Source organism: Paenibacillus germinis (assembly GCF_013141785.1).
Lineage (GTDB): Bacteria > Bacillota > Bacilli > Paenibacillales > NBRC-103111 > Paenibacillus_E > Paenibacillus_E phytorum.
The window spans coordinates 84,826-106,546 of the sequence record NZ_WHOC01000158.1 but is presented as its reverse complement, the minus strand read 5'-3'; the positions used below and the strand labels follow the sequence as shown (position 1 = coordinate 106,546).

Below are 21,721 nucleotides of genomic sequence, written 5' to 3'. Positions count from 1 at the left end.
AAGGGGCCGAAAGGTCCCTTTTTTCAACATAAAAAGATATACTACAAAATGTGATTTTATGGTCGTTTAACAGCTTCGTTAGGGTGGATGGATAATCGTGGTTACCAATGTTGTAATTTATACAACAAAACACACGCCAAAAGGCTATTTTGCAAATTTATGTTGCAGTTTATACAACATTTCGAACCCATTTGTTGCGAAATGGCCTTTATAGGGCCCAATTGTTGTACGTTATGCAACATTGAAGGGAGAGAGGCGGGATCTAGGTAGCAATTGTTGTACTTTCTACAACATCATTCAACCGAGAATAGGGATTCATTCATCCGACAACCTTAAGTGAGCATGTTTGAGGATAGATCCTGGTTTAAGATACTTAATGTAGAACAAGATTGGATGAATGAATTGACGGTCTATTCCGGTTTGCTATTGATATTCTGGTATTCCGGTAAATCCCCCAGATTCATAGCTTCAATATGCTTCTTTGTTTCAGTCGTCCCCAACTGGTACACAAGAAAATAAATATCCTTAAGCCGCTCATCATAAGCGCGATTTTTCATGTCCTGATCTTTTTCTGGGAACGCCTCATACGGAGTACTTGCCCGTTTCACCAATTGTTTATCTACCAGATTGATTTCCCGGAATTGTTCAACGAGCAGGAGAAGCTCAGCTTCATTGGCGTGGATCTCGAACTCATAATGGTCTCGAATGAGCACGTCACTGGCTGGCACGACTTCTTGCCTTCCGACGCTAACCCAGTATTTTGTTCTTGGCATGCTGTATCACTCCTTATCTCATCTTTATTTCTATTTACCCTGAATGCGATGGCTAGAAACTTTAATAAATAGAAAAACCTTGCGAGGTTAATCGCAAGGTCATCATAAAAATCACTCATCTGTCTTTTCCGAATTGGTTTGCTCTGTTCCGGGTTTAATCACACGTCCGGTTCGATGGAGCGCTTCACGCAGCAAATACTCGATATGACCGTTCACACTGCGGAATTCATCCTCCGCCCAACGTTCCAAAGCCTCGTACAGCTTGGGATCAAGTCGTAGCGGGAAATTTTTCTTAGGAGCCATAGCCCTGGTCCCGTTAGTACAACGAACCGGTATTAATGACCGGGCTCGCTGAGCGGTCCGATACAATCGCAACAAGAAGATTGTTAATCATGGCCGCTTTTCTTTCCTCGTCTAGGTGCATGCCCTCGGACTCCAAACGAGCAATAGCCATCTGAACCATACCCACAGCGCCATCAACAATAATTTGGCGAGCGGACAGAATAGCAGAAGCCTGCTGGCGTTGAAGCATGGCACTGGCAATTTCAGTCGAATAAGCAAGGTGGGTCAGGCGGGACTCGATGACCTCTACACCTGCTACAGACAGACGCTGCTGCAGTTCAAGGCTAAGCTCAGCGGCAACTTCATCTGCATTGCCTCTAAGTGAGTAACCTTCGCTTTCAAAACGGTCATAAGGATATTTGCTAGCGACATGACGCAGTGCCGTTTCACTTTGAATTTCAACGAACTTTTCGTAGCTGTCGACATCAAAGAGGGCCTTGTAGGTATCGACTACTTTAAACACAATAACGGCCGCAATCTCGATTGGATTTCCTTCAATATCGTTTACTTTGAGTTTAACGCTGTTAAAATTGCGCACCCGCAATGAAATTTTCTTTCTGTGTGAAAAAGGGACGATTAACCATAGGCCGCTCTTTCGAATTGTACCTAAGTAGCTGCCGAAGAAAGTGATGACAGAAGCTTCATTCGGATTAACAGCAGTGATCGTCGAGACGAATATCAGCCCCAGAATAATAAGGATGATGCCCGGCGCAATTCGTTCTTGCGTAAGAAGGAAAACGCCAATCCCACCGCCGATAATAAATAACAATAAACCGAGAAAACCATTTAATGACCAAGCATTCGTTTCTTTCATTCCTGCAGCACCCCTTAGAAAAATATCTTTCTGATATTCATATGATATCACTTTTTACTTTTATTGTAAATGTCTTTCAAGCAGAACGCTGCCTATTTTTTAATCTTGACACAATTGTTAGGGCATGCTATAAGTTAATAAATTCTAAGCAGTGAGGTGCTCGTCATGATTAAAGTATCCAATGAACAAGCTTTTCAAGAACAAATCTCGCAGCCTACGTTGACCATTGCTGTATTCAAAGCAAGTTGGTGCAAAGACTGCCATTATATCGAACCCTTCATGCCGGCAGTGGAAGAAGCTTATGCTGGGCGTATCACATTCATCGAGTTAGACCGCGACGAAGTACCTGATCTTTGTGAGCAGTTGAACATCCTTGGTATACCGAGCTTTATCGCCTTCCGTGGAGGCCAAGAACTGGTTCGTTTCGTCAGTAAACTACGTAAAACACGCGAAGAAATTGAGGAGTTCCTGGGTCGTGCTATCGAAGTGTCCGATGCGCTAAAGTCATAAGCACAAAAAAATCTCTCTTTTGAGTAAATGGGGTCAAGTTTGACCCCATTTTACCAAAGAGAGATTTTTTTAACCCAAGTATATATCTAGGATCGATACCCATACTCAGGGGTATAGGTGTTAGCATTCAACGATTTGTTATTGCGAAATGTTTCATAGGCTTTAGGATCGCGGGTCGAGTCAGATTCGACAAGGACAAGGATTTTACCATCCTTAACGTAATTGTCATAATCCTTGGCCTCGTTCTCGGGAATACCTAAGCCGATCAAACCGCCGACAAGGCCGCCTGCACCCGCGCCAACGGCTGCGCCGGTCAAAGTAGCGACAATTGGTCCAGCTGCTATGATGGGGCCAATACCTGGAATGGCGAGTGCACCAATACCCAGCAGTAATCCCGTAACGCCACCCAATACACCGCCAGCAGCTGCGCCTGTTGCAAGCCCTTCTTCCGCTTTGGTTTCAGTTTCATTCTCAATATGACTTAAGCCTTCGTTATTCCGACCAATAACCGAGATATCATCTGCTCTGTAGCCTTCTACTTTGAGTTGGTTAATCACGCGAATGGCTTCTTCTTCCGAATTGAATACTCCAATAATGTGCTTACCCATAGATAAAACCTCCTGCGATCGATTTTGGTTGAACCGCAATAATTTGGTGCTCATCTTTTATTTACCCTCGTCCAAAAAATTGAAACATTGAATGCCTTATGAACTTCAGAACGGCCTTCTACGTGGTTTCGGAGCTTTGTAACAATTGCGAATGGATTTGCCTACTTATTACAGCTATAATTGAAAGCGGAACAACATCATTCGACATGATTAACAGAAGTCACGACATAAAAGTAGGTGCAATCATGCAAAAATTGATTCAAAGATTAGCGAATCTTTCCGCCATTGGCATGTTTCTTATTCTTGCAATGGGTGCCTTAGTTACGAAGGCTGACGCAGGTAGAGGCTGCGGAGATGAGTGGCCCCTGTGTCATGGGAAATTCGTCCCGGCACATACGATTTCATCGCTTATTGAGTACAGCCATCGATTGGTTGTCGGCATTGTGACGTTAATCCTGGTTGCTACATTCATCCTTGTATTTCGTTATGTGAAACGTAGAGATGCCAAATTTTTCATCTCTGCTACGGTATTGATGACGCTCATTCAGGCAGCAATGGGTGCTATGGCTGTCGTATGGCCGCAATCTTCACTCGTATTGGCATTACATTTTGGATTATCCTTATTGGCCTTTGCTTTTTCTTTGCTATTAGCCATTGTTTTTACGCCTTGGGGGCAATTCCAGCGTGATACGGCCATTCGCAGCAGCTTTAAAGCCCTTGTATGGATAACGACGATTTACAGCTATGTCGTTGTTTATCTGGGTGCATTCGTTCGTCACACGGTTTCATCAGGTGGATGTTCGGGCTGGCCTTTATGTAATGGGGAAGTAGTCCCTGAACTTAGCGGGGCAACGGGTATTGTCTTTACCCACCGTGTAGCGGCATTACTGCTTTTTATATGTATTTTGTTTCTTTACTTACAAGCCAAACGTTATTATCATGGCTCAGACAAACTAAGATTTGGCAGCAAATGGGCGCTAATTTTAGTGTCTCTTCAAGTGATTAGTGGTGCCGTGGTGACCTGGTCAATGGGGAATGAAGTTGCTTATTTATTTACCGGCATGATTCACGCGGTTATTGTTTCTTGCATGTTTGGATTCTTATGTTATTTATGCGTACTTACGCTATATGACCGCAAAGCTTAATACCTGACGGACGAGCTCCTTGGAAGCACGGCAGGGCTACCTTTGCGGTAGAGGAGGCCTTCTGACGCGGAAGGCTATTTCCTTTTTACTTACAATTACTCATCTACAATCTCACGGTCAAAGGTGGAACATACATGGTACCAACGAATTTACGAGCTTTTCTAGACATTTTGCGCCGCGAAAATCAACTGATTGAAATCTCCGCTCCAGTAGACCCAAATTTAGAACTCGCCGAGATTCATCGTAGAGTCATTGATGAGCAAGGCCCAGCCTTGCTGTTCACGAATGTCAAAGGAAGTTCATTCCCTGTCGTCTCCAATCTGTTCGGGACAACAAGACGCGTTGATCTTGCCTTCGGCCCCAAACCGGAGCAATTCATGAAAGCGGTTATTAACGCTACAAGCACGTTAATGCCTCCAACGCCGCAAGCGCTCTGGGGCGAACGTGCTCTCATTATGGATCTGCTGAAGGTTGGAACGAAGAAAGTACAACCGAACCAAGCGCCGATTCTCGGCGGCTTGAAGCAGGACAACCCACTCGCGGGACTGCCTGTCCTGACGAGCTGGCAAGAAGATGGCGGCCCGTTCGTCACGCTGCCGCTCGTATACACCGAGCATCCGGACGGCGGTCATCATAACCTCGGCATGTACCGCATGCAGGTTTACGATGACTTCACTACCGGGATGCACTGGCAAATACATAAAGGCGGCGGCTTCCACTACCACGAAGCCGAGAAACGCAACAAGCCGCTACCTGTCACCGTGTTCCTGGGCGGCCCGCCTGCGCTCATCGCCTCGGCGATTGCGCCAGTGCCCGAGCACCTTCCCGAGCTGATGCTCGCTTCGCTCATCCTCGGGCAGAAGCTCCCCATGGTGGAAAACCCCCATGGGGGGCACCGCCTCGTGGCCGAGGCGGAGTTCGCGATATGCGGCTCCGTACCGCCGCATACGAGACGTGCCGAAGGGCCGTTCGGCGACCACTTCGGGTATTACTCACTCATCCATGATTTCCCGGTATTCAACGTGAATCATGTATGGCACCGCAAAGACGCGATCTATCCGGCGACGATCGTCGGTAAACCGCGCCAAGAGGATTACTTCCTTGGCGAATTCCTGCAAAGACTTCTCGAGCCCGCGTTTCCGATGGCGATGCCGGGGGTTAAAGATCTCTGGACGTATGCAGAGACCGGGTTCCACCCGCTCGCAGCTGCTGTCGTCCGTGAGAGCTATAGCCGTGAGGCGCTTGGCACGGCATTCCGCATTCTAGGTGAGGGTCAGCTGTCACTCACCAAGTTCTTGATCGTCACGGACAAGCCGACGGTCCTAGCCAACTTCACAGAGCTGCTTGAAACTGTGCTGGAGCGTTTTGATCCGGGTCGTGACCTATTCATCTTCAACAAAACATCGCATGATACGCTTGATTATACAGGTGGCCAGCTTAATCACGGCAGCAAAGCAGTCCTTCTCGGGACAGGCGACCCTGTACGCGACCTGCCAAGAGCCTACACCGCCGGAGAGCTGCCTGAGATCCATGATATCGCCGTTTACTGCGGCGGATGTCTGCTTGTCTCAGGGGCATCTTACGCGGCGGAGCCGGAGCTGCCACAGCGTCTGCTGGCGAATGCAGCCAGCCGCTTAACAGAGTGGCCGCTTGTCATCTTAGTGGATGACGCCAGCGGCATCGTGCACGACCAAACCAAGTTCCTATGGACCGTGTTCACTCGTTTCAATCCGGCAAGTGACATGTACGCGCAGTCCAGCGTAAATCGTCATCACATCGCGTATGAGGTTCCGATTGTGATTGATGCTCGTATGAAACCGGGATACCCAGATGAGCTGTTCCCGCGGGAAGATATCGTGGAACTCGTGGATCGCCGCTGGAAGGAATATTTCGCATGAATGCGGATCGGCTCCGTTCCTTTTATCCACATGCAGGATTTGTTCTGGTGTATATCCTTTGGGGCATTAATTTAGCTTCGCTAAAGATTGGGGGAAGAGAGTGGGATTCCCTCGTTTTTAACGGGTTGCGCTTCGCGAGTATGATTCCGATGCTGTGGGTCTATACTTACTTTTATTATCGATCGCGTTCGTTGAAGATACAGATTGCCGGAAGAGATCTTCTCCTTATATGTGGATTAGGCATTCTCAATGCTATTGGCATGGAAGCCCTTCTGCAGTATGCCTTGCAGTTTTCTAACTCCGCGAATGGCGCTGTATTAGGGCGGGGCTTCATGCCCGTCATAACGGTTCTTTTCGCTTTAATAGCCGGTCAAGTGAGGCTCACATGGCGCATCCTTATAGGGATTCCATTAGCTTTATGCAGTGTAATCATCATAGTCTCAGGTGGGGTTGATGGATTCCATCTTGGAGGGGAAACGTTTAAAGGAGATATCCTATTACTGATGCGCAGTGTTATGGGAGCCATTTATCTCATCGGTATGAATCGACTTGTATTACGCTATCCGCTGCCGCTGTTGATTTCGCTTGAAATGACAGCAGGGGCGCTTTCGTTATTGCCCTTCGTACTTTTGCGTGCTGACGCCGCCTATTATGCGGCCATCTCTTCGACAGGTTGGATCAGCTTAATTTACACCTCCTTGTTGGCTACTGCCTTAGGATTTTCTATACACAACTGGAGCTTAGCTAAGCTAGGGCCGTTCAAATCCTCTGCTTATGGATACTTACTTCCTGTAACAGCAGCTATTGCAGGCTTCATTTTTTTACATGAGTCTATCTCTCTGTATCAATGTTTGGGTGGTGTTGGGGTTTTGGCAGCTATGTATTTAGTGCAACGGGATCGTTCACAGAAGGTGAAACAGACCCTGCTAAGCGAACAAACAGCAAAGCTATAACCGAACAAATTTGCTAGGATGAAAAAGGGGTGTGCCCGTGCTGCGAGTATTGTTCAATGAACCGAAACGAATCGATAGCGGACTTCTTCTAGACGCTGGCAACGCGGTGAGAACATATATTGAGCTGTTGGAATCTAAGGAGCATAGCCACTTAGCCTCAGAGTATCCCAAGTACCATAGACGGGCGATCTGGAGCAAGGGGTTTATCGATGCCTTGGATGAGCTGGAACAGAGCAAATATTGCTGTGAGCGTTACGCTGAACATATCAGTAAGGCATTCTTGGAGGAAATGAACCCGCAAGAGGTCGAAGAATATCATCGATTTGTTTATTTTTATAAAAATGCTTTCATTCGCTTGTTTTCGATCTTGGACAAATTGGGCACATTTATGAATGATCTATTCGAGCTGAAAACAGAAACGCTTAAGTCTCGGTTCTCGTACTTTACTGTACTGCGCCGCATGCATGAAAAGCATATTCACGGTTCACTGGAGCTCCAGCTTTATAATCTCAAAATGGATTATAAATCGGCATTAGATCGACTCCGCAATCAGCGTAATATGGAAATTCATTATATTAATGCTGAAATGCTGGATGATCTTATGCAAAAAGAACCGATTCCAGGAGAACGCATTCATGTTGAAAATGTGAAATCAAATGTCGCTGATCTGCAGCAGGGATTTGAAATGGTGTGCCGAACCTTAACAATAGCTTTCTCTTATATTACGGCAAGTATTGCAAAGGGGTAAGAGGACCATGGAATTAAGAGGCCGAACGGTTCTTATTACTGGCAGCGCCAAGGGCTTGGGCAAAATGACCGCGATTACCCTAGCAAGGCGGGGTTGTCAGGTAGCTGTCAATTATGTAAATAGTGAAAAAGAAGCCGCTGAGCTTGTCCTTCAATTGGAAGATCTAGGTGTTCGCAGCGTGGCCGTCCAAGGCGATGTCGCCAAACGCGAAGATATTATACGTATGGTGGAACAAACAACATCTGCGCTCGGTCCGATTGATATTCTCGTGAATAATGCCGGGCCTTTCTTCAGAGAGCGGCGCTTTTTCGCTGATTATAACATCGATGAGATTGAATATCTGATGCGCGGCAATTTGCTCGGTGTTATGGAGCTTGATCATCTGGTTCTGCCTATGATGAGGGAGAGACGCTGGGGACGAATTGTCCACTTTGGATTCGGAAAGGCGGCTGAAGCTAGGGGCTGGACGCATCGCGCCGTATACGCGGCGGCTAAGGTAGGCTTAGTTTCCTTTACGAAGACTTTGGCGGAAGAAGAAGCGAGTCATGGGATCACTGTCAATATGATATGTCCTGGCGATATTCGAGGTAAGAACAAAGAACGGACGATGCAAGAAGCGCGTCTGGAGGTTGATGGGGAAACACCGGTAGGGAGACCTGGGACAGGCGAAGATGTAGCTAGAGTCATTGATTTCCTTTGTTTACCTGCATCCGATTTCATTACTGGGAATATTATGGATATTTCTGGGGGCCTCGATCCCATCCAACCATTACCGGTGCTTAACCAGCGTAAAAACTAGTCCTTATCCTATATGCAAAAAGAGCTTACCATAGAGGTAAGCTCTTTCTTATGATATAGTCGTAATTAGAATACCTGTACGACTTCTGTTATGCCTTCAACCTCTTCAACCAATGCGCGTTCAATACCAGCTTTCAACGTGATTGTTGAGCTCGGGCAGCTGCCGCAGGCACCCATAAGTTTCAGCTTCACAATACCGTCTTCTACATCAACGAGATCTACGTCACCGCCATCGCGTTGTAGAAAAGGACGGAGTTTATCTAAAACCTCAAGGACTTCATCATAAATTACTTCTTTTGTTTTTTCAGTCATTTGATTCATCTCCTTTCTTCTATTATTATATTACAATAATGTTTAAATGAAAATGGTTGTGGGCTTGAATATCAACATAAGGTGGAATTTATATAATGAGACCAATCATTGAGTTTTGTGCCAGTAATATGCACCATGGAACTGATAAAGTCATGAAAGCTTTGGAACAAAATCCTGACTTCGACGTCATGGAATACGGCTGTCTAGGCAATTGCGGACAGTGCTATATGGAACCTTATGCGCTTGTGAATGGCGAAATCATTGCAGCTGAAAGCGCCGATGCTCTTCACGAGCGCATTTTAAACCGGATTAAAGAAATAGAAGCAATGTACGAACTTCTTGGAGACTAATCTTACCCGAAGTGGCGTTTCGACTTCCAGAGTACACCGCTTTTGAGTACACGAGCGATCTTACCCGTCATTAACGTACGTTTACCCATGATGCCGAAGCCGGCCTTTTTACCAAGTGAACCCAGTGTACCTCTAAGTTTGATTTTACCAAGACGAGGTGTATCGCCTTTCCAAATCGACAGCATGGCTTCGGCAATCTGCTTGCCTTGGGCTTGCGCCGCTTGCGCACTAGGAGAGAACGGCAGGGAAGCACAGTCCCCTACGACGAACACTTCTTGATAATCTGGAATTTGATGATACTCATTAAGAAGGATACGGCCTTGGCGGTCTTTGGGCACATTCAAAGCCTCCACGATTGGATTTGGCTGAATGCCTGCTGTCCAGATCGTAGCATCGGTTTTAATAATTTCATCCCCGTTGTACAAATCTCCACCATCTAGTCGGACTAACGATACTTGAGGACGGAGCTCAATATGATGTTCCGTCATCCATTCACGGACGTACTGCTGCAGATTGCTCGGGAATGCCGAAAGTAAGCTTGGACCACGATCGATTAATCGAATGTTCAAATCAGCCCGGCTTTCACGGAGCTCAGCTGCCATTTCAACACCGCTTAGACCTCCTCCAATAATGGAGACTTGTCCATATGGCGCAATGTCGTTAATGCGCTGGTAAGTGGCACGTGTCTGGCAAAGAGTCTGGATGCTGGAAGAGTACTCTTTAGCACCGACAATTCCGTGATAACTATCCACACAGCCCAGACCGATAACTAACCAGTCGTACGATAGCGGCTCTTGGTCTTCAAAAAGAATTTGCTTGTTGTTCAAATCGACGCTAGAAACCTCACCGAATGTTAGCAGCAACCGTGGGTCATTCGGATAGGCAACACGAATATGCGTTTCAGCAATCGTACCTGAAGCTAGTGCATAATATTCCGTTTTTAATCCTTGAAAAGGGCTTCGGTCAATAAGTACTAATAGTGTATCTTCTGGTAAATCCTTCTCCAGCATGTTTAAGGCTATGGTCAAACCGCCATAACCTCCTCCGAGAATCACGAACTTTTTCATCCTATCCAATATCCCTTCTGAACAATATCTCTTCTCTAGTATGACTAATATACCCTGATTTCATTATAAAAGGTGTCACGTTCAACAGGAACGCGTCCTGCGCCTTTAATAAGATAAACGAGTTCATCACGTGTAAGACCTTCAGGTGACAATGCACCAGCAGCATGGGAAATCTTCTCTTTCACGATCGTACCATGTGCGTCCGAAGCACCGAAAGCGAAGGATAGCTGGGTTAACTTCGTACCAATGTTGATGAAATAAGCCTTAATATGCGGGAAATTATCCAGCATCAAACGACTAATCGCAATGGTTTTCAGTTCATCCCAAGCTGGTACCCGTTGTTTGAGGCCTGCATTTTTGCTTGCCGGTTGAATGGAATTAGGAATGAATACTAAGAAGCCGCCTGTTTCATCTTGAAGCTCACGCAGCAGCATCATATGACGAATGCGTTCCTCTTTCGTTTCAATTGAGCCGTACAACATCGTTGCGTGAGTTTTCATTCCGAGCAAATGAGCGTTACGATGTACGTCAATCCATTCCTCCGAGGACGCTTTTTCTACCTTCATTTTAGTGCGGTAGCGCTCAGTTAGAATTTCGGCTCCTCCTCCTGGAAGAGTGGACAAACCTGCATCCATTAGTGTTTTGAGGACATCTCGGAAACTGAGACCACTGATACGCGAGAAAAATTCAATTTCAGCCGCCGTATGAGCTTTAATCGTAACGTCTGGGTAGGCTTGCTTCAATTGGCGGATACAATCCACATAATATTCAAAAGGCAAATGCGGGTTATGCCCTTGGCTAATATGAAATTCTTTAATTTCTGGATTAAAATTTTCAGCTACATAATCTAACATTTGACTAGGTGTCAGAGTGTATGAGCCTTCTTCACCTTCGTCGCGGCGGAAATGACAAAAAGCACAATGCTCCTCGCATACATTCGTAAAGTACAAACTCATATTTTGGACAAAATAAACCTTGTTTCCGTTCATTCGTGTGTTCACTTTGTTCGCTAATTGACCGATGGTTAGTAAATCGTCCGATTCATACAAAAATAGCCCATCTTCCATAGATAGACGTTGATTGTTCTCAACCTTGTCAGCAATTTCGGCCATCCGTTTGACCGGGTCTGTAGTCACAACACTCATCATTATTCCTCCTCTGAATAGTAAATAAAGTCCATACTGAATCGACGCATTCAGCTAGATAAGGACCAAATGCGTTTTGCGGTGTGAGACGCTCGCGTACCTGTTCATCCAGTTCGGTTCAGGAATTCACATCGCTTTTCACTATACGTGCAATCCATCCATCCCATTATAAACCTACGTGTTGGGAGGGGCAATATCATTTAGATGGAGATAAATTGACAATATACAATTAGGACATGATATTTCCTATTATATTAGGAAATGTTATTCCCAATATTAACAAATTCCTGTATACTATTGCAATGTGATTACGTAGGGCTAAAGGTGATTATATCGTGATACCAGTATTCGTGACCGAACCGCAGGAACGATTAAATATAGAAATAGAACAGCTTAGAGGCCAAATGGTTTCCTTAGGTACGGCATACGGCTTCCTTCATCCAGAAGTTCAGCAGTGCAGTCGAGAGCTCGATCAATTGCTGTTACAATATTATGCGATACGACGTAACCGTAAGTATGGCTGAAATGGCTAAGAATGACTGCGCAGCTGCCCTTGAGCAATGCGCCAGATAGGAGTATACTTGATAGTAAGCATTACGAAAACTTAGTATATTGCCAGTTTTCCATAAGGAGAACTTTAGGGAGGGATTTCCGTTATGATTAACATTAGTGAATCAGCGTCAGATAAGATTAAAGAGCTTCTATCTTCTGAAGAATCACCGAACCTGTTCTTGCGTCTAGGTGTCAAAGCTGGAGGCTGCAGCGGTTTCTCTTACGGCATGGGCTTCGATGATGAGCAGAAGGATGACGATAAAGTATTTACCATTCATGGCCTCAAGGTCGTTGTGGACGAAGATAGCTCCAAATATTTATACGGTGTTGAAATTGACTACACAGACGCAGGCATGGGCGGCGGGTTCTCCATTAACAATCCGAACGCAGTAGCTTCCTGTGGATGCGGCTCTTCCTTCAAAGTGAAGGATGAAGAGGGCTTAGTCGAGAAGTGTGACGATAAAGTTGAGGCTTAATGAACAATAAGAATTATCCTTCCAAACATGTGTATTTTAAAATACACTTGTCTTGGGAGGTTTTTTTGTTTTCATCTTTGTATTTTCATCTTAGCAAAGACAATCCTTCAAGTGCTACAATATACATAACAAGGAATTCCTACAGTTGGTGAGAGGAGTTGAATCTTTTAAGTGAATTGGAATTTTAATGTTTCAATCATCTCTACAATTGTTGTCATTTTCATATTAATGCTGTTTTACAGAAATAGGGAAGAGGACGAAGGATATTTAGGGTTGAAATTAGTTGGATATTACATTTTAGGAACATTCAATTTAAAAATTGGTATTTTAATTCCTATTGGTTTTATGATTTGGCTGCTTTTGTTTCACCCGAAGACGAACCGAACGATAAAGCGATATTCGGCTATATTTGGATTACTTATGATGTTGATTGGTTATTGGATTCATTAGCTTCCCGAGTGCAGGATAGTTGCACTTGTGGGAGCCTTTTTTACATTATTTGCAAAAAAACTAATGACTAGCGGAACCCTTTTAAGCATTGAAAGAATAGAATAGATTGAAAGGTTTAGTTTACTAGTGATATAAGAAGAAGGTGTGTCGATGGCTACTAGACAGGAATTTATTGAGTTGATTGCACCTATTGCAGTGAAGCTTCGCTTAGAGAACTCACCGATCTATCCTTCAGTGAGAATTGCGCAAGCCATTCATGAGACTGGGGGCAATTTGAACGTGTGGAACAATCTAGTCGGATATAAGGTTGGTAATGGGGTGTTAACACCCTATTGGCAGGGGGATCGCGTTTCAACAACAACATGGGAAGTCATTGGAGGTATACGTTATGATAACGTACCTGGAGATTTTCGCGCATATCCTACGCTTGAGGCTGGGTTTCGTGATCAGGATTTACTTTTTGGATCCCCTCGTTATGCTAGTGTCAGAATAGCGAGAAGTCCTGGTGAGCAAGTGAAAGCATTGCAAAGCAGTGGGTATGCAACGGATCCCTCTTATGCTAGTAAACTGAATACGATTATTCAAACCTATGGTTTAACTCACTTTGATGAGGAGGTCGTTCTTATGTTAGAGAAACTGCAGGAACAAATCGTAGCCTTACAAAATAGAGTAAGTTCCTTAGAGGAGCAAGCGGCGATGGAGGTCGTACCACAATGGGCGAAAGCTGCTGTAGATGCTGCGGTCAAAGCCTCATTAATCGATACTCCGGAGAAAGGGAGCTATGATTTCTATCGATTATTAACAGTTCTTCATCGCAAAGGGATCATCTAATGGCATGGAAGAAAAAAGGCCGCAAGTGTAACGGGTTGCTTATCCCTAATACACCATGCGGCCTTTAATTTTAACATTATCACCATACTTGGCTTTCATGAGCTTACTTTGCTCTAGCATAAATGCGTAAATTTCTTTCAAACGGTTCTTACGAGGCTTAATCGTTTCTTTAATTTCACCATTTAGTACAATATCGTAGACGATCATATCTTTCACTCCTTTGTTTTTGTCTTTCTACTATCATTGTAGGCTATAAATATTAAATGACGATTAAAATTTCTTTTCAATTGTGTGAACAAACTTAACGATATGTTAAGTGAACGTAAAATATTTCCGTTATTTTGATCAATTTTTTTTATCGGCAGACTGACAGTTTAGCGTGTGCATAACTTTATACACAGTATCCCCCATAAATACAGTGAGTTTCTGGGACATATTAACAATCTACCCACAGGATATGCACAGGTATCTGTGGATAACGGAACGCTTGTTCTAATTTTCCCCCCATGATAATATAATTACAAATTATAGAATAAAGGTGATTTCAGTGAGACAAATTAGTGACGAAACATTGATTGACTCTTATTACAAAGCATTAGATTTGAGATTGGAATCAGATTTTGTTGACCTGTTGCTCGCAGAAATACAGAGACGTAATTTAAAACTGCACGTCTACATCAAGGATGAAACCCCGCTAAACTAGAGAGTTTCATCATGAAGTTATTTGGATGGTAAAATTCTGGTGGCAGTCGGCGCAGTTTACCAGATGAAGGCATTGATTATTCTGTGATCCTAGTGTCCCATCTGACATGGAGATATCATCAATCTCTCGATAAGGAGAGTAGGGACCTAGATAGTCACTCCATTTCCCGCAATCATTCATCTGTTGTGAACAAACAGGACACTCGGTATTCAGCTCCTGTAGGCCGTTGCAAACCGGACATATATATGACAAAGGGGTATTCCTCCTAATCCGTAGATTAGGTTTAGAATACCCCATTTTATTTGAGAAGATTAAAATTTTAAGTTACTGCTGTGTCCTGGCGAAAGCTTGGCATTAGGGTCAATATAGACTTTAGCGTTATTAATAGCAGTAGGTGCTTCACCAAAGCCAACAGCAATCAGTTTCAATTTCCCAGGATAAGTTGTGATATCTCCGGCAGCGAAGATGCCTGGAATGTTTGTTTCCATTCTGGAGTCAACAACGATTGAGCCGTTTTCAATCTCAAGGCCCCACTCGGAGATCGGACCAAGGGAAGAAACGAAGCCAAAGTTAATGATAACAGCATCGACATCATGTACGGTTTCTTCGCCGGATTTGATATCTTTAAGCGTTACTTGCTCAATGCGGTCACTACCGTGAAGTTTAGTGATTTCCGTAGGAGTTACAACGTTTACTTTGGAGTTCATCAAGTTTTCTACGCTGTGCTCATGTGCACGGAATTTATCTCTACGGTGGATAAGCGTGACTTTCTCTGCGATAGGCTCAAGCATTAAGGCCCAGTCAACAGCTGAATCGCCGCCACCGCTGATTAACACTTTTTGGCCAGCGAATGCATTCAAATCGCTAACGAAGTAATGCAAGTTCTTCTTCTCGAATTGCGCGGCTTCCGGTAACTCAAGGCGACGCGGTTCGAATGCACCGACCCCACCTGAAATAATAACGGCGCGGCTGTAGTGTGTGCCTTTGTCTGTTGTTATTTCGAAGAGACGCTCTTCTATTTTGATCACTTGGTGTACTTTCTCTTCCAAGCAAGTATTGATTTGAAAGTGTTTCATTTGAGCTAACAAGTTGTCCACTAATTCTTGTGCCGTTACTTTTGGGAACCCAGCTACATCATAAATGTATTTCTCCGGATATAAAGCTGCAAGCTGACCACCAAGCTGTGGCATACTTTCGATAATTTTTACAGATGCTTGGCGCATACCCGCATAGAAAGATGCGAACATTCCAGCAGGGCCTCCACCAATTACTATGATATCTACGATATCTTGATTTGTTTCTCTCTCGTTCATTCTTAGACTCCTCCGATTCAGTTCTTTTGATGTGTGTGATTCTCCTGTGTACAGTCACAATCATTATTCCATTATAAACGTCTCTTCTATTGAAGGAAACAGAAAAGTGAGATTTCTTTATATAAATCGCTTATATATATGATAAATAATGCTTACAGTGGTTGGTCAGGCTAGAAGGGCCTGTACGCCTTATTTTAAAGCAAAATAGCACTTGATATTTACTTATGAAAATTATATTATATCATGAGAATCGGTTTACGCATGTTGTGACTAATTTCATCCTGTTTCATCATAATTCGCTGCAGCTGTGTGCAAACTAGAGGCAGTATACTACTTTTGAAGCTGTTTGTGTAATTTTTCACAAGATAGAGAAACCATAGGACTATAAATACGGATATGGAAGTGAGAGAGATATGAGTAGAATACCAAGAATCGTTATTTTGGGTGCAGGCTATGGCGGGATCCTATCCGCAATTCGTTTGCAAAAAGAATTAAATTACAATGAAGCTGATGTAACACTTGTAAACAAACATGACTATCATTACATTACTACCCATCTTCACATGCCTGCTGCAGGGACAGATAATCCTGAAAATGCACGCGTGAACATTTTGAAATTGATTGATGAATTTAAAGTTGATTTCGTGAAATCCACAGTTACACAGATCCGTCCGCACGAGAAAAAGGTTATTCTCGAAGATGGAACGCTTTCCTATGACTACCTCGTTATTGGTCTTGGTGGCGAAGCTGAAACTTTCGGTATTCCAGGTCTTAAAGAAAATGCATTGAACATTCGCAGTATCAACAGCGTTCGTTTCATTCGTGAACATATTGAGTATCAATTTGCGAAGTACAAGCGTGAGCCAGATCGCAAAGATTACCTGACATTCGTTATCGGTGGAGCAGGGTTTACTGGCATCGAGTTCATTGGTGAGCTTGCTGACCGTATTCCACAGCTTTGCAAAGAATTCGACGTGGATCCTTCCCTTGTGAAGATTTATAATATTGAAGCAGCTCCAACAGCGCTGCCAGGATTCGATCCTGAGCTTGTTGAGTATGCGATGAAAGTTCTGACTGACAAAGGCATTACTTTCAAAATCGGTACAGCAATTAAAGAATGTACACCTGAAGGTGTTCTGATCGCTGGCGATGAGTTCATCAAAGCAGCTACAGTTGTTTGGACAGGCGGTATCCGCGGTAACCATATGCTTGATGAAGCTGGCTTCGAAACGATGCGCGGCAGAATTAAAGTTGATGAGCACCTGCATGCGCCAGGTTTCGATAACATCTATGTTGTTGGTGACTGTTCCATCGTGATGAACGATGAAGGCAGACCATACCCTCCAACAGCCCAAATCGCTATGCAGCAAGGTGAAGCTGTTGCGCACAACCTGATTGCTTCCATTCGCGGTTCGCAAATGAAAACTTTCAAATACTCCAACAAAGGTACAGTTGCTTCCTTAGGTAAAGGTCAAGCCATTGGTATCGTTGGTTCCCGTAAGCTTAAAGGTAATGTTGCAGCCATGATGAAAAAAGTGGTTGATATGAGATACCTCTACATTATCGGCGGTATTCCACTTGTTATACGTAAGGGACGTTTCTAGTCATCATTTGTAAACGGGGGGATCGCCATGCGGCACTGCAGTGTCCAAGTAAGAGGACTTCTTACCCGGGATGAACTGGATCGTTACAATGCCTTGATCGAGGTCGGTCACTTTCTAGAGACTGAGAAGCGTTATGATCATGTAGCCGTTGTGCAAAAGGAAATTGATATTCTCATTCTTCCTGCGATTGAACGCTTGAAAGAAAAAGGTCGTCAGCGTGACCGTGATACGGAAGCGTATCTGGCTCGTAAAGCGCAGATGGAAGCTGAATTAGAGGCTGCCCTGCGTGACGACGAGGATGAGGAATAATTCATTGATAAGAAAGCTTTGCTCTTCACTGAGCAAGCTTTCTTTTTTTTGCTTCATTCGTCTGCAATGGCTGTTTACCCTCTTTCAAAAATGTGCACATTGTTGATTGTACAGGGATGCAAAAAGAGTGAAGGACAAGGAGTCCTTCACTCTTGAGTTATCTCTTAAATTTGAATTAATTTAACAAATTTATCAGGTGTCAGCAGGTTGCCGACGTAGAAGTCGCCGAACTCACCGAAACGTGCGCTCACTTCGTCGAAACGCATTTCATAAACAAGCTTTTTGAAATGAAGAGGATCATCGGAGAACAGGGTTACGCCCCACTCCCAATCATCAAGTCCTACGGAACCGGTAATAATTTGTTTGACTTTACCCGCGTATGTGCGTCCAATCATGCCATGGCTGCGCATCATTGTTTTGCGATCTTCGGCAGGGAGCATGTACCAGTTGTCATTGCCATCGCGACGCTTATTCATCGGATAGAAGCAAATGTGCTTCGATTTAGGCAGGATAGGCTTCAAGCGGGCTTGAATTTCCGGATCTTCCGAAGGATCCACACCTGGCTTAGCTAGATAACTGCTTAATTCTACAATGGATACGTAGGAATAGACCGGGATTGTAAAAGCGGCGAAGCTTGATTTATTAAACGTATTTTCCAATTCATTCAGTTCTTCAAGCGTTTCGCGCATTTGCATGAATACAAAGTCGGCTTTCTGACCAACGATGCTATAAACGGCAGTACTGCCTAGTTTATCGTTCTCGAATTGCTGCCACTGAGACAGAAATGTATTCAGCTCGTCCATTGCGTGCTTACGCTCCTGCGGGGTTGCAGCATGCCATGCGTTCCAGTCGATCAGACGGAAATCATGGAGCGCATACCAGCCTTCCAGCGTTTGTACGGCTTCACTCATTGGTTTTCCTCCATTCAAGGGCTAATATCCCCTACATTGTATCCAATTCATGGGGAAAGGGCAAATGAACAAAGGGTGAAGAGGGAAATGTTCAATTTGTGTACACTTTACCTGTGACATTTCGTGGATTACAATTATAAGGAAGTCAGATAGATGAACGGCTTCTTACATTGTTAAGGGGGAACATACATTGTTACAAATGGTCATTGCCACTGTCTTAATGATAGTGTTATTTTTTGGGATCGGGTTTATTTTGAATATGCTAATGAAAACAACATGGTTTCCACTTTATGCTTTTATTGCTTTGGTTATCGGTGTTGTTATTTATGGTTCAATAGGAGAGGCGTCTTTTCTTTCCAGCGGAGAGAGCTTCACAATTGTTGATATTGTTCCGGCTATCGGTGGTTTAGTTGGCGCTATCTTAAGTGGATCGGCCATTAAAGCGCTGCGGATTAGAGGCTTCAAAATGTTTTAAGGTTTTCATAGAAATAGGCAGAACTGGTCATTCTAAGGTTGAGTTGCCTAAATTGACCTTTCGGAGGAGACTATTTTGCCTTTGGCCCATGTGAACGGAACCAAATTGAATGTTGAGATTACGGGGACTGGCACCCCAATTGTCTTTATTCATCCACCTTTATTAACCTTACAGACTTTTACGTATCAAAAAGAGCAGCTTTCGGATCATTTTCAAGTCATTACTTTTGATATCAGAGGGCATGGTGCGAGCAAGTCTTCAGAACGTACATTTAGCTATGCGCTTATTGTTGAAGATATAAGACAATTGCTAGATTATCTGGGTATTGAAAAAGCGTTCTTATGTGGTTATTCCACAGGCAGCTCGTTGCTGCTGGAAGCCCTGCTTACATATCCGAATCGTTTCTTTGGGGGAATCGTGGTAAGCGGGATGTCCGAATTAACGGATTCTTATAACAAAAGCAGGGTATGGCTCGCCGCGCGGATGGCCGGTTCTGGTCTCTTTATGAATTTGTTGAAAAAAGCGATCACCTTCGGGAATGCGGATAATGCTTCTACTTATCAGGAACTGTACCAAAGCTCCGTTAGCGATGATGCAAAAAATGTGAAGCCATATTATGAACAGGCGCTTACCTACACCTGTACGCGCCGTCTTCGGGGGATCGAGCATCCGATCCTATTGATTTATGGTCAAAAGGACCGCACATTTCATCGGTATGCGAACATACTCCATGAAGAGCTGCCACATAGCTCCCTCTATTTCATAAAGGATGCTAAGCATCAAATTCCGATTAAAAACCCTTCAAAGATGAATAACTTGATCCGCCTTTGGGTGGACAGCCTGGAAGATATTCAGACACAGCGTATACAGTTGGACCTAGCGATTGCAAAGAAGCTGAACCCAGACATGTATGGCGAGGACATCAAGGAAAGTCAGCTGCCACTCTGATAGATTGAAGAGCCTGTTGAGAAAACTCAACAGGCTCTGTTTTTTCTACACAAGAATTAAAAATGTTCCAAAACAACCTTTCCAACTGTGTCGCCTGCTTCGATCATAGCGTGGGCCTTCCGCAAATTTGTTGCATCGATAGGCTCCAACCTTACAGCCAAAGTGGTACGGATGGTACCAGAATCGATTAGTTGGGCTACTTCATTTAGCAGGTTATGTTGTTCGATCATATCTTCCGTTTGGAACATCGAGCGGGTGAACATTAATTCCCAGACAAACGTTACGCTTTTATTTTTAAGCAAAGTCAAATTGAGTGGCTGGTCCGTCTCAACGATGGAGCAAATTTTGCCTTGCGGCGCAATCGCTTCGGCCATGTTCTGCCAGTGCTGCTCCGTGCTATTTAAACACAAGATATAGTCGGTATGCTGTAAACCGAGAGCGTTCAATTGAGGAACGAAAGAATTGTGATGGTTGATGACATGATCTGCTCCCATTGTTTTCACCCAATCGATCGATGTGGGACGGGAAGCCGTACCAATCACTGTCAGGCCGGCATACTTCGCTAGTTGTGTTGCAATGGATCCTACGCCTCCAGCAGCACCTATGATCAAAATAACCTTACCTGTGTTTATGTCTTTATTGTGGGACACACCTAGTCGGTCAAACAGTGCCTCCCAAGCTGTGATGGCTGTTAGCGGCAGCGCTGCCGATTGAGCGAAATCAAGCGTTGAAGGTTTCGTTCCGACGATACGTTCATCGACAAGATGAAACTCGCTGTTTCCGCCCGGGCGTGTAATGCTGCCTGCATAATAAACCTCATCGCCTGGTTGAAACAATGTGCATTCCGGTCCTGTTTGTTCCACTACTCCCGCGACGTCCCACCCCAGAATTCTTGGTGATACTTCAGTCTTATCTTTTGGAGCCCTAACTTTGGTATCGACTGGATTTACAGAAATAGCCTTAACTTTGACAAGTAGATCTTTACCAACAGGAACCGGCTTCTCAATTTCCACATCAATCAAGCTTTCCGAATGCTCCACATTTAAATACTTATATAGACCTACTGCTTTCATAGTATTTTTTGCAATCATATTCCCATCTCCTCATTCAAATAAATGTTCTATGTTGTTAGTTTAATCGATCCGTTTTAAAATAGTAAGTACGCACAATCGTGTTATGTAGTATCAATTTGTATACTGTTAAGGAGCTGAATCGTAATGCGTGATCGTAAAAGCGGGTACGGCAACCTTCATAATGATGAAGGCTGTCCAGTTGAATATACATTGGATGTTATCGGAGGCAAATGGAAAGGCGTTATTTTATATCACCTGATTGGAGGGACCAAAAGATTTAATGAATTCAGAAGAATCTGTCCGTCCATTACGCAGAGAATGCTGACTCTACAACTAAGGGAACTGGAAGAGAACGGCATTGTCCACCGCGAGGTGTATCATCAAGTTCCTCCAAAGGTTGAATATTCGTTGACTGACTTCGGACAAACATTGGTCCCTATTATTTTACTTATGAAAGATTGGGGCAATGCTTACAAAAATAAGTCGGAGTGTCGCGTCTAACGGGTAAGTTGTCGGAATTTTGCCGTCCGAAAGGTTGGTTTTTTCATATTAGGTAATATTATCTTTCTCTCGTAGATACCAAGCGTGTCGATTTTTGTGGTAGACTAATAGA

The 21,721-nt window shown here is 44.1% G+C and carries 28 protein-coding genes; 17 read left to right on the top strand and 11 right to left on the bottom strand.

What is annotated here, in order from left to right:
* Window positions 1-410: 410 nt before the first annotated feature.
* From GC102_RS30055 to GC102_RS30045, 3 genes are all read right to left on the bottom strand, one after another.
* Window positions 411-773: a hypothetical protein gene (locus GC102_RS30055; RefSeq protein WP_171692762.1), complete on the bottom strand. Its 363-nt coding sequence runs from the start codon at window positions 771-773 to the stop codon at window positions 411-413.
* Window positions 774-884: 111 nt separating this feature from the next.
* On the bottom strand, window positions 885-1,076 hold the full coding sequence (locus tag GC102_RS30050; RefSeq protein ID WP_171692761.1) for a type II toxin-antitoxin system antitoxin: 192 nt from the start codon (window positions 1,074-1,076) through the stop codon (window positions 885-887).
* A gap of 13 nt (window positions 1,077-1,089) precedes the next feature.
* A complete protein-coding gene (locus GC102_RS30045; protein ID WP_171692760.1) occupies window positions 1,090-1,929 on the bottom strand; it encodes an SPFH domain-containing protein in 840 nt (279 codons plus the stop codon).
* 165 nt (window positions 1,930-2,094) lie between these two features.
* Here GC102_RS30045 and GC102_RS30040 point away from each other — a divergent pair, with 165 nt between their 5' ends.
* On the top strand, window positions 2,095-2,439 hold the full coding sequence (locus GC102_RS30040; protein WP_171692759.1) for a thioredoxin family protein: 345 nt from the start codon (window positions 2,095-2,097) through the stop codon (window positions 2,437-2,439).
* Between the two features lie 86 nt (window positions 2,440-2,525).
* Here GC102_RS30040 and GC102_RS30035 read toward each other — a convergent pair whose 3' ends face one another.
* Window positions 2,526-3,047: a general stress protein gene (locus GC102_RS30035; RefSeq protein WP_171692758.1), complete on the bottom strand. Its 522-nt coding sequence runs from the start codon at window positions 3,045-3,047 to the stop codon at window positions 2,526-2,528.
* Window positions 3,048-3,292: 245 nt separating this feature from the next.
* Here GC102_RS30035 and GC102_RS30030 point away from each other — a divergent pair, with 245 nt between their 5' ends.
* From GC102_RS30030 to GC102_RS30010, 5 genes are all read left to right on the top strand, one after another.
* On the top strand, window positions 3,293-4,192 hold the full coding sequence (locus GC102_RS30030) for a COX15/CtaA family protein (protein ID WP_171641035.1): 900 nt from the start codon (window positions 3,293-3,295) through the stop codon (window positions 4,190-4,192).
* A gap of 134 nt (window positions 4,193-4,326) precedes the next feature.
* Window positions 4,327-6,090, top strand: coding sequence for a UbiD family decarboxylase (locus GC102_RS30025; RefSeq protein WP_171692757.1), 1,764 nt, complete (start codon window positions 4,327-4,329; stop codon window positions 6,088-6,090).
* Window positions 6,087-7,043: a DMT family transporter gene (locus GC102_RS30020; protein ID WP_171692756.1), complete on the top strand. Its 957-nt coding sequence runs from the start codon at window positions 6,087-6,089 to the stop codon at window positions 7,041-7,043. Before GC102_RS30025 ends, GC102_RS30020 begins: the two co-directional genes overlap by 4 nt.
* A 37-nt stretch (window positions 7,044-7,080) precedes the next feature.
* On the top strand, window positions 7,081-7,791 hold the full coding sequence (locus tag GC102_RS30015) for a Cthe_2314 family HEPN domain-containing protein (protein WP_171641040.1): 711 nt from the start codon (window positions 7,081-7,083) through the stop codon (window positions 7,789-7,791).
* 7 nt (window positions 7,792-7,798) lie between these two features.
* Window positions 7,799-8,590, top strand: coding sequence for an SDR family oxidoreductase (locus GC102_RS30010; RefSeq protein WP_171692755.1), 792 nt, complete (start codon window positions 7,799-7,801; stop codon window positions 8,588-8,590).
* Window positions 8,591-8,655: 65 nt separating this feature from the next.
* Here GC102_RS30010 and GC102_RS30005 read toward each other — a convergent pair whose 3' ends face one another.
* Window positions 8,656-8,901 carry a NifU family protein gene (locus GC102_RS30005; RefSeq protein WP_056829608.1) on the bottom strand — a complete coding sequence of 82 codons (246 nt, stop codon included), beginning with the start codon at window positions 8,899-8,901 and terminating at the stop codon, window positions 8,656-8,658.
* A 95-nt stretch (window positions 8,902-8,996) separates the two neighbouring features.
* On the opposite strand from GC102_RS30005, the gene GC102_RS30000 reads away from it, so the two are divergent.
* Window positions 8,997-9,251: a YuzB family protein gene (locus tag GC102_RS30000; protein WP_057307555.1), complete on the top strand. Its 255-nt coding sequence runs from the start codon at window positions 8,997-8,999 to the stop codon at window positions 9,249-9,251.
* A gap of 2 nt (window positions 9,252-9,253) precedes the next feature.
* Here GC102_RS30000 and GC102_RS29995 read toward each other — a convergent pair whose 3' ends face one another.
* Together GC102_RS29995 and mqnE are read right to left on the bottom strand one after the other, a co-directional pair.
* Window positions 9,254-10,318 carry an NAD(P)/FAD-dependent oxidoreductase gene (locus GC102_RS29995; protein ID WP_171692754.1) on the bottom strand — a complete coding sequence of 355 codons (1,065 nt, stop codon included), beginning with the start codon at window positions 10,316-10,318 and terminating at the stop codon, window positions 9,254-9,256.
* A 44-nt stretch (window positions 10,319-10,362) separates the two neighbouring features.
* Window positions 10,363-11,466, bottom strand: a complete 1,104-nt coding sequence (gene mqnE, locus GC102_RS29990) for an aminofutalosine synthase MqnE (RefSeq protein ID WP_376769421.1) — start codon at window positions 11,464-11,466, stop codon at window positions 10,363-10,365.
* A gap of 332 nt (window positions 11,467-11,798) precedes the next feature.
* Between mqnE and GC102_RS29985 the strand changes: the two genes are divergently transcribed.
* From GC102_RS29985 to GC102_RS29970, 4 genes are all read left to right on the top strand, one after another.
* The gene (locus GC102_RS29985) at window positions 11,799-11,987 is read left to right on the top strand and encodes a Spo0E family sporulation regulatory protein-aspartic acid phosphatase (RefSeq protein ID WP_312883410.1); all 189 of its coding nucleotides are present in this window, start codon (window positions 11,799-11,801) and stop codon (window positions 11,985-11,987) included.
* A 132-nt stretch (window positions 11,988-12,119) separates the two neighbouring features.
* Window positions 12,120-12,491: an iron-sulfur cluster insertion protein ErpA gene (gene erpA, locus GC102_RS29980; RefSeq protein ID WP_029194777.1), complete on the top strand. Its 372-nt coding sequence runs from the start codon at window positions 12,120-12,122 to the stop codon at window positions 12,489-12,491.
* Between the two features lie 171 nt (window positions 12,492-12,662).
* Entirely contained in the window at window positions 12,663-12,941 is a 279-nt protein-coding gene (locus GC102_RS29975) for a hypothetical protein (RefSeq protein WP_171692752.1), read from the top strand.
* A 150-nt stretch (window positions 12,942-13,091) separates the two neighbouring features.
* Window positions 13,092-13,772: a glycoside hydrolase family 73 protein gene (locus GC102_RS29970; RefSeq protein WP_171692751.1), complete on the top strand. Its 681-nt coding sequence runs from the start codon at window positions 13,092-13,094 to the stop codon at window positions 13,770-13,772.
* 45 nt (window positions 13,773-13,817) lie between these two features.
* On the opposite strand, the gene GC102_RS29965 is transcribed toward GC102_RS29970, so the two are convergent.
* A complete protein-coding gene (locus GC102_RS29965; RefSeq protein WP_029194774.1) occupies window positions 13,818-13,979 on the bottom strand; it encodes a hypothetical protein in 162 nt (53 codons plus the stop codon).
* Window positions 13,980-14,310: 331 nt separating this feature from the next.
* On the opposite strand from GC102_RS29965, the gene sda reads away from it, so the two are divergent.
* Window positions 14,311-14,475, top strand: a complete 165-nt coding sequence (sda, locus tag GC102_RS29960) for a sporulation histidine kinase inhibitor Sda (protein WP_373460170.1) — start codon at window positions 14,311-14,313, stop codon at window positions 14,473-14,475.
* Window positions 14,476-14,786: 311 nt separating this feature from the next.
* On the opposite strand, the gene GC102_RS29955 is transcribed toward sda, so the two are convergent.
* Window positions 14,787-15,788 carry an NAD(P)/FAD-dependent oxidoreductase gene (locus GC102_RS29955; protein ID WP_171692750.1) on the bottom strand — a complete coding sequence of 334 codons (1,002 nt, stop codon included), beginning with the start codon at window positions 15,786-15,788 and terminating at the stop codon, window positions 14,787-14,789.
* Window positions 15,789-16,201: 413 nt separating this feature from the next.
* On the opposite strand from GC102_RS29955, the gene GC102_RS29950 reads away from it, so the two are divergent.
* Together GC102_RS29950 and GC102_RS29945 are read left to right on the top strand one after the other, a co-directional pair.
* Window positions 16,202-17,392, top strand: a complete 1,191-nt coding sequence (locus GC102_RS29950; protein WP_047681609.1) for an NAD(P)/FAD-dependent oxidoreductase — start codon at window positions 16,202-16,204, stop codon at window positions 17,390-17,392.
* 27 nt (window positions 17,393-17,419) lie between these two features.
* Window positions 17,420-17,701 (top strand): hypothetical protein, encoded by a 282-nt coding sequence (locus GC102_RS29945; protein ID WP_029194771.1) that lies wholly within the window; start codon window positions 17,420-17,422, stop codon window positions 17,699-17,701.
* 164 nt (window positions 17,702-17,865) lie between these two features.
* Here GC102_RS29945 and hemQ read toward each other — a convergent pair whose 3' ends face one another.
* Entirely contained in the window at window positions 17,866-18,612 is a 747-nt protein-coding gene (gene hemQ / locus GC102_RS29940; protein ID WP_171692749.1) for a hydrogen peroxide-dependent heme synthase, read from the bottom strand.
* A 190-nt stretch (window positions 18,613-18,802) separates the two neighbouring features.
* On the opposite strand from hemQ, the gene GC102_RS29935 reads away from it, so the two are divergent.
* Both GC102_RS29935 and GC102_RS29930 read left to right on the top strand, forming a co-directional pair.
* The gene (locus tag GC102_RS29935) at window positions 18,803-19,087 is read left to right on the top strand and encodes a YuiB family protein (protein WP_171641056.1); all 285 of its coding nucleotides are present in this window, start codon (window positions 18,803-18,805) and stop codon (window positions 19,085-19,087) included.
* 75 nt (window positions 19,088-19,162) lie between these two features.
* Complete coding sequence (locus tag GC102_RS29930; RefSeq protein ID WP_171692748.1) at window positions 19,163-20,035, top strand: alpha/beta fold hydrolase; 873 nt, start codon at window positions 19,163-19,165, stop codon at window positions 20,033-20,035.
* Between the two features lie 56 nt (window positions 20,036-20,091).
* Here the strand turns inward: GC102_RS29930 and GC102_RS29925 are convergent, their stop codons facing one another.
* On the bottom strand, window positions 20,092-21,126 hold the full coding sequence (locus tag GC102_RS29925; protein ID WP_246321192.1) for a zinc-binding alcohol dehydrogenase family protein: 1,035 nt from the start codon (window positions 21,124-21,126) through the stop codon (window positions 20,092-20,094).
* A 126-nt stretch (window positions 21,127-21,252) separates the two neighbouring features.
* Between GC102_RS29925 and GC102_RS29920 the strand changes: the two genes are divergently transcribed.
* Complete coding sequence (locus tag GC102_RS29920) at window positions 21,253-21,609, top strand: winged helix-turn-helix transcriptional regulator (protein ID WP_171692747.1); 357 nt, start codon at window positions 21,253-21,255, stop codon at window positions 21,607-21,609.
* Window positions 21,610-21,721: the final 112 nt, after the last annotated feature.

Coding starts and splice junctions, on each gene's coding strand:
- GC102_RS30030 (WP_171641035.1), top strand. CDS start 3,293: ATGCAAAAATTGATTCAAAGATTAGCGAATCTTTCCGCCATTGGCATG.
- GC102_RS29965 (WP_029194774.1), bottom strand. CDS start 13,979: ATGATCGTCTACGATATTGTACTAAATGGTGAAATTAAAGAAACGATT.
- GC102_RS29920 (WP_171692747.1), top strand. CDS start 21,253: ATGCGTGATCGTAAAAGCGGGTACGGCAACCTTCATAATGATGAAGGC.
- GC102_RS30040 (WP_171692759.1), top strand. CDS start 2,095: ATGATTAAAGTATCCAATGAACAAGCTTTTCAAGAACAAATCTCGCAG.
- GC102_RS29995 (WP_171692754.1), bottom strand. CDS start 10,318: ATGAAAAAGTTCGTGATTCTCGGAGGAGGTTATGGCGGTTTGACCATA.
- GC102_RS30005 (WP_056829608.1), bottom strand. CDS start 8,901: ATGACTGAAAAAACAAAAGAAGTAATTTATGATGAAGTCCTTGAGGTT.
- mqnE (WP_376769421.1), bottom strand. CDS start 11,466: ATGATGAGTGTTGTGACTACAGACCCGGTCAAACGGATGGCCGAAATT.
- GC102_RS29925 (WP_246321192.1), bottom strand. CDS start 21,126: ATGATTGCAAAAAATACTATGAAAGCAGTAGGTCTATATAAGTATTTA.
- GC102_RS30010 (WP_171692755.1), top strand. CDS start 7,799: ATGGAATTAAGAGGCCGAACGGTTCTTATTACTGGCAGCGCCAAGGGC.
- GC102_RS29970 (WP_171692751.1), top strand. CDS start 13,092: ATGGCTACTAGACAGGAATTTATTGAGTTGATTGCACCTATTGCAGTG.
- GC102_RS29955 (WP_171692750.1), bottom strand. CDS start 15,788: ATGAACGAGAGAGAAACAAATCAAGATATCGTAGATATCATAGTAATT.
- GC102_RS30045 (WP_171692760.1), bottom strand. CDS start 1,929: ATGAAAGAAACGAATGCTTGGTCATTAAATGGTTTTCTCGGTTTATTG.
- GC102_RS30020 (WP_171692756.1), top strand. CDS start 6,087: ATGAATGCGGATCGGCTCCGTTCCTTTTATCCACATGCAGGATTTGTT.
- GC102_RS29945 (WP_029194771.1), top strand. CDS start 17,420: ATGCGGCACTGCAGTGTCCAAGTAAGAGGACTTCTTACCCGGGATGAA.
- GC102_RS30055 (WP_171692762.1), bottom strand. CDS start 773: ATGCCAAGAACAAAATACTGGGTTAGCGTCGGAAGGCAAGAAGTCGTG.
- GC102_RS30035 (WP_171692758.1), bottom strand. CDS start 3,047: ATGGGTAAGCACATTATTGGAGTATTCAATTCGGAAGAAGAAGCCATT.
- erpA (WP_029194777.1), top strand. CDS start 12,120: ATGATTAACATTAGTGAATCAGCGTCAGATAAGATTAAAGAGCTTCTA.
- hemQ (WP_171692749.1), bottom strand. CDS start 18,612: ATGAGTGAAGCCGTACAAACGCTGGAAGGCTGGTATGCGCTCCATGAT.
- GC102_RS30050 (WP_171692761.1), bottom strand. CDS start 1,076: ATGGCTCCTAAGAAAAATTTCCCGCTACGACTTGATCCCAAGCTGTAC.
- GC102_RS30025 (WP_171692757.1), top strand. CDS start 4,327: ATGGTACCAACGAATTTACGAGCTTTTCTAGACATTTTGCGCCGCGAA.
- GC102_RS30000 (WP_057307555.1), top strand. CDS start 8,997: ATGAGACCAATCATTGAGTTTTGTGCCAGTAATATGCACCATGGAACT.
- GC102_RS29950 (WP_047681609.1), top strand. CDS start 16,202: ATGAGTAGAATACCAAGAATCGTTATTTTGGGTGCAGGCTATGGCGGG.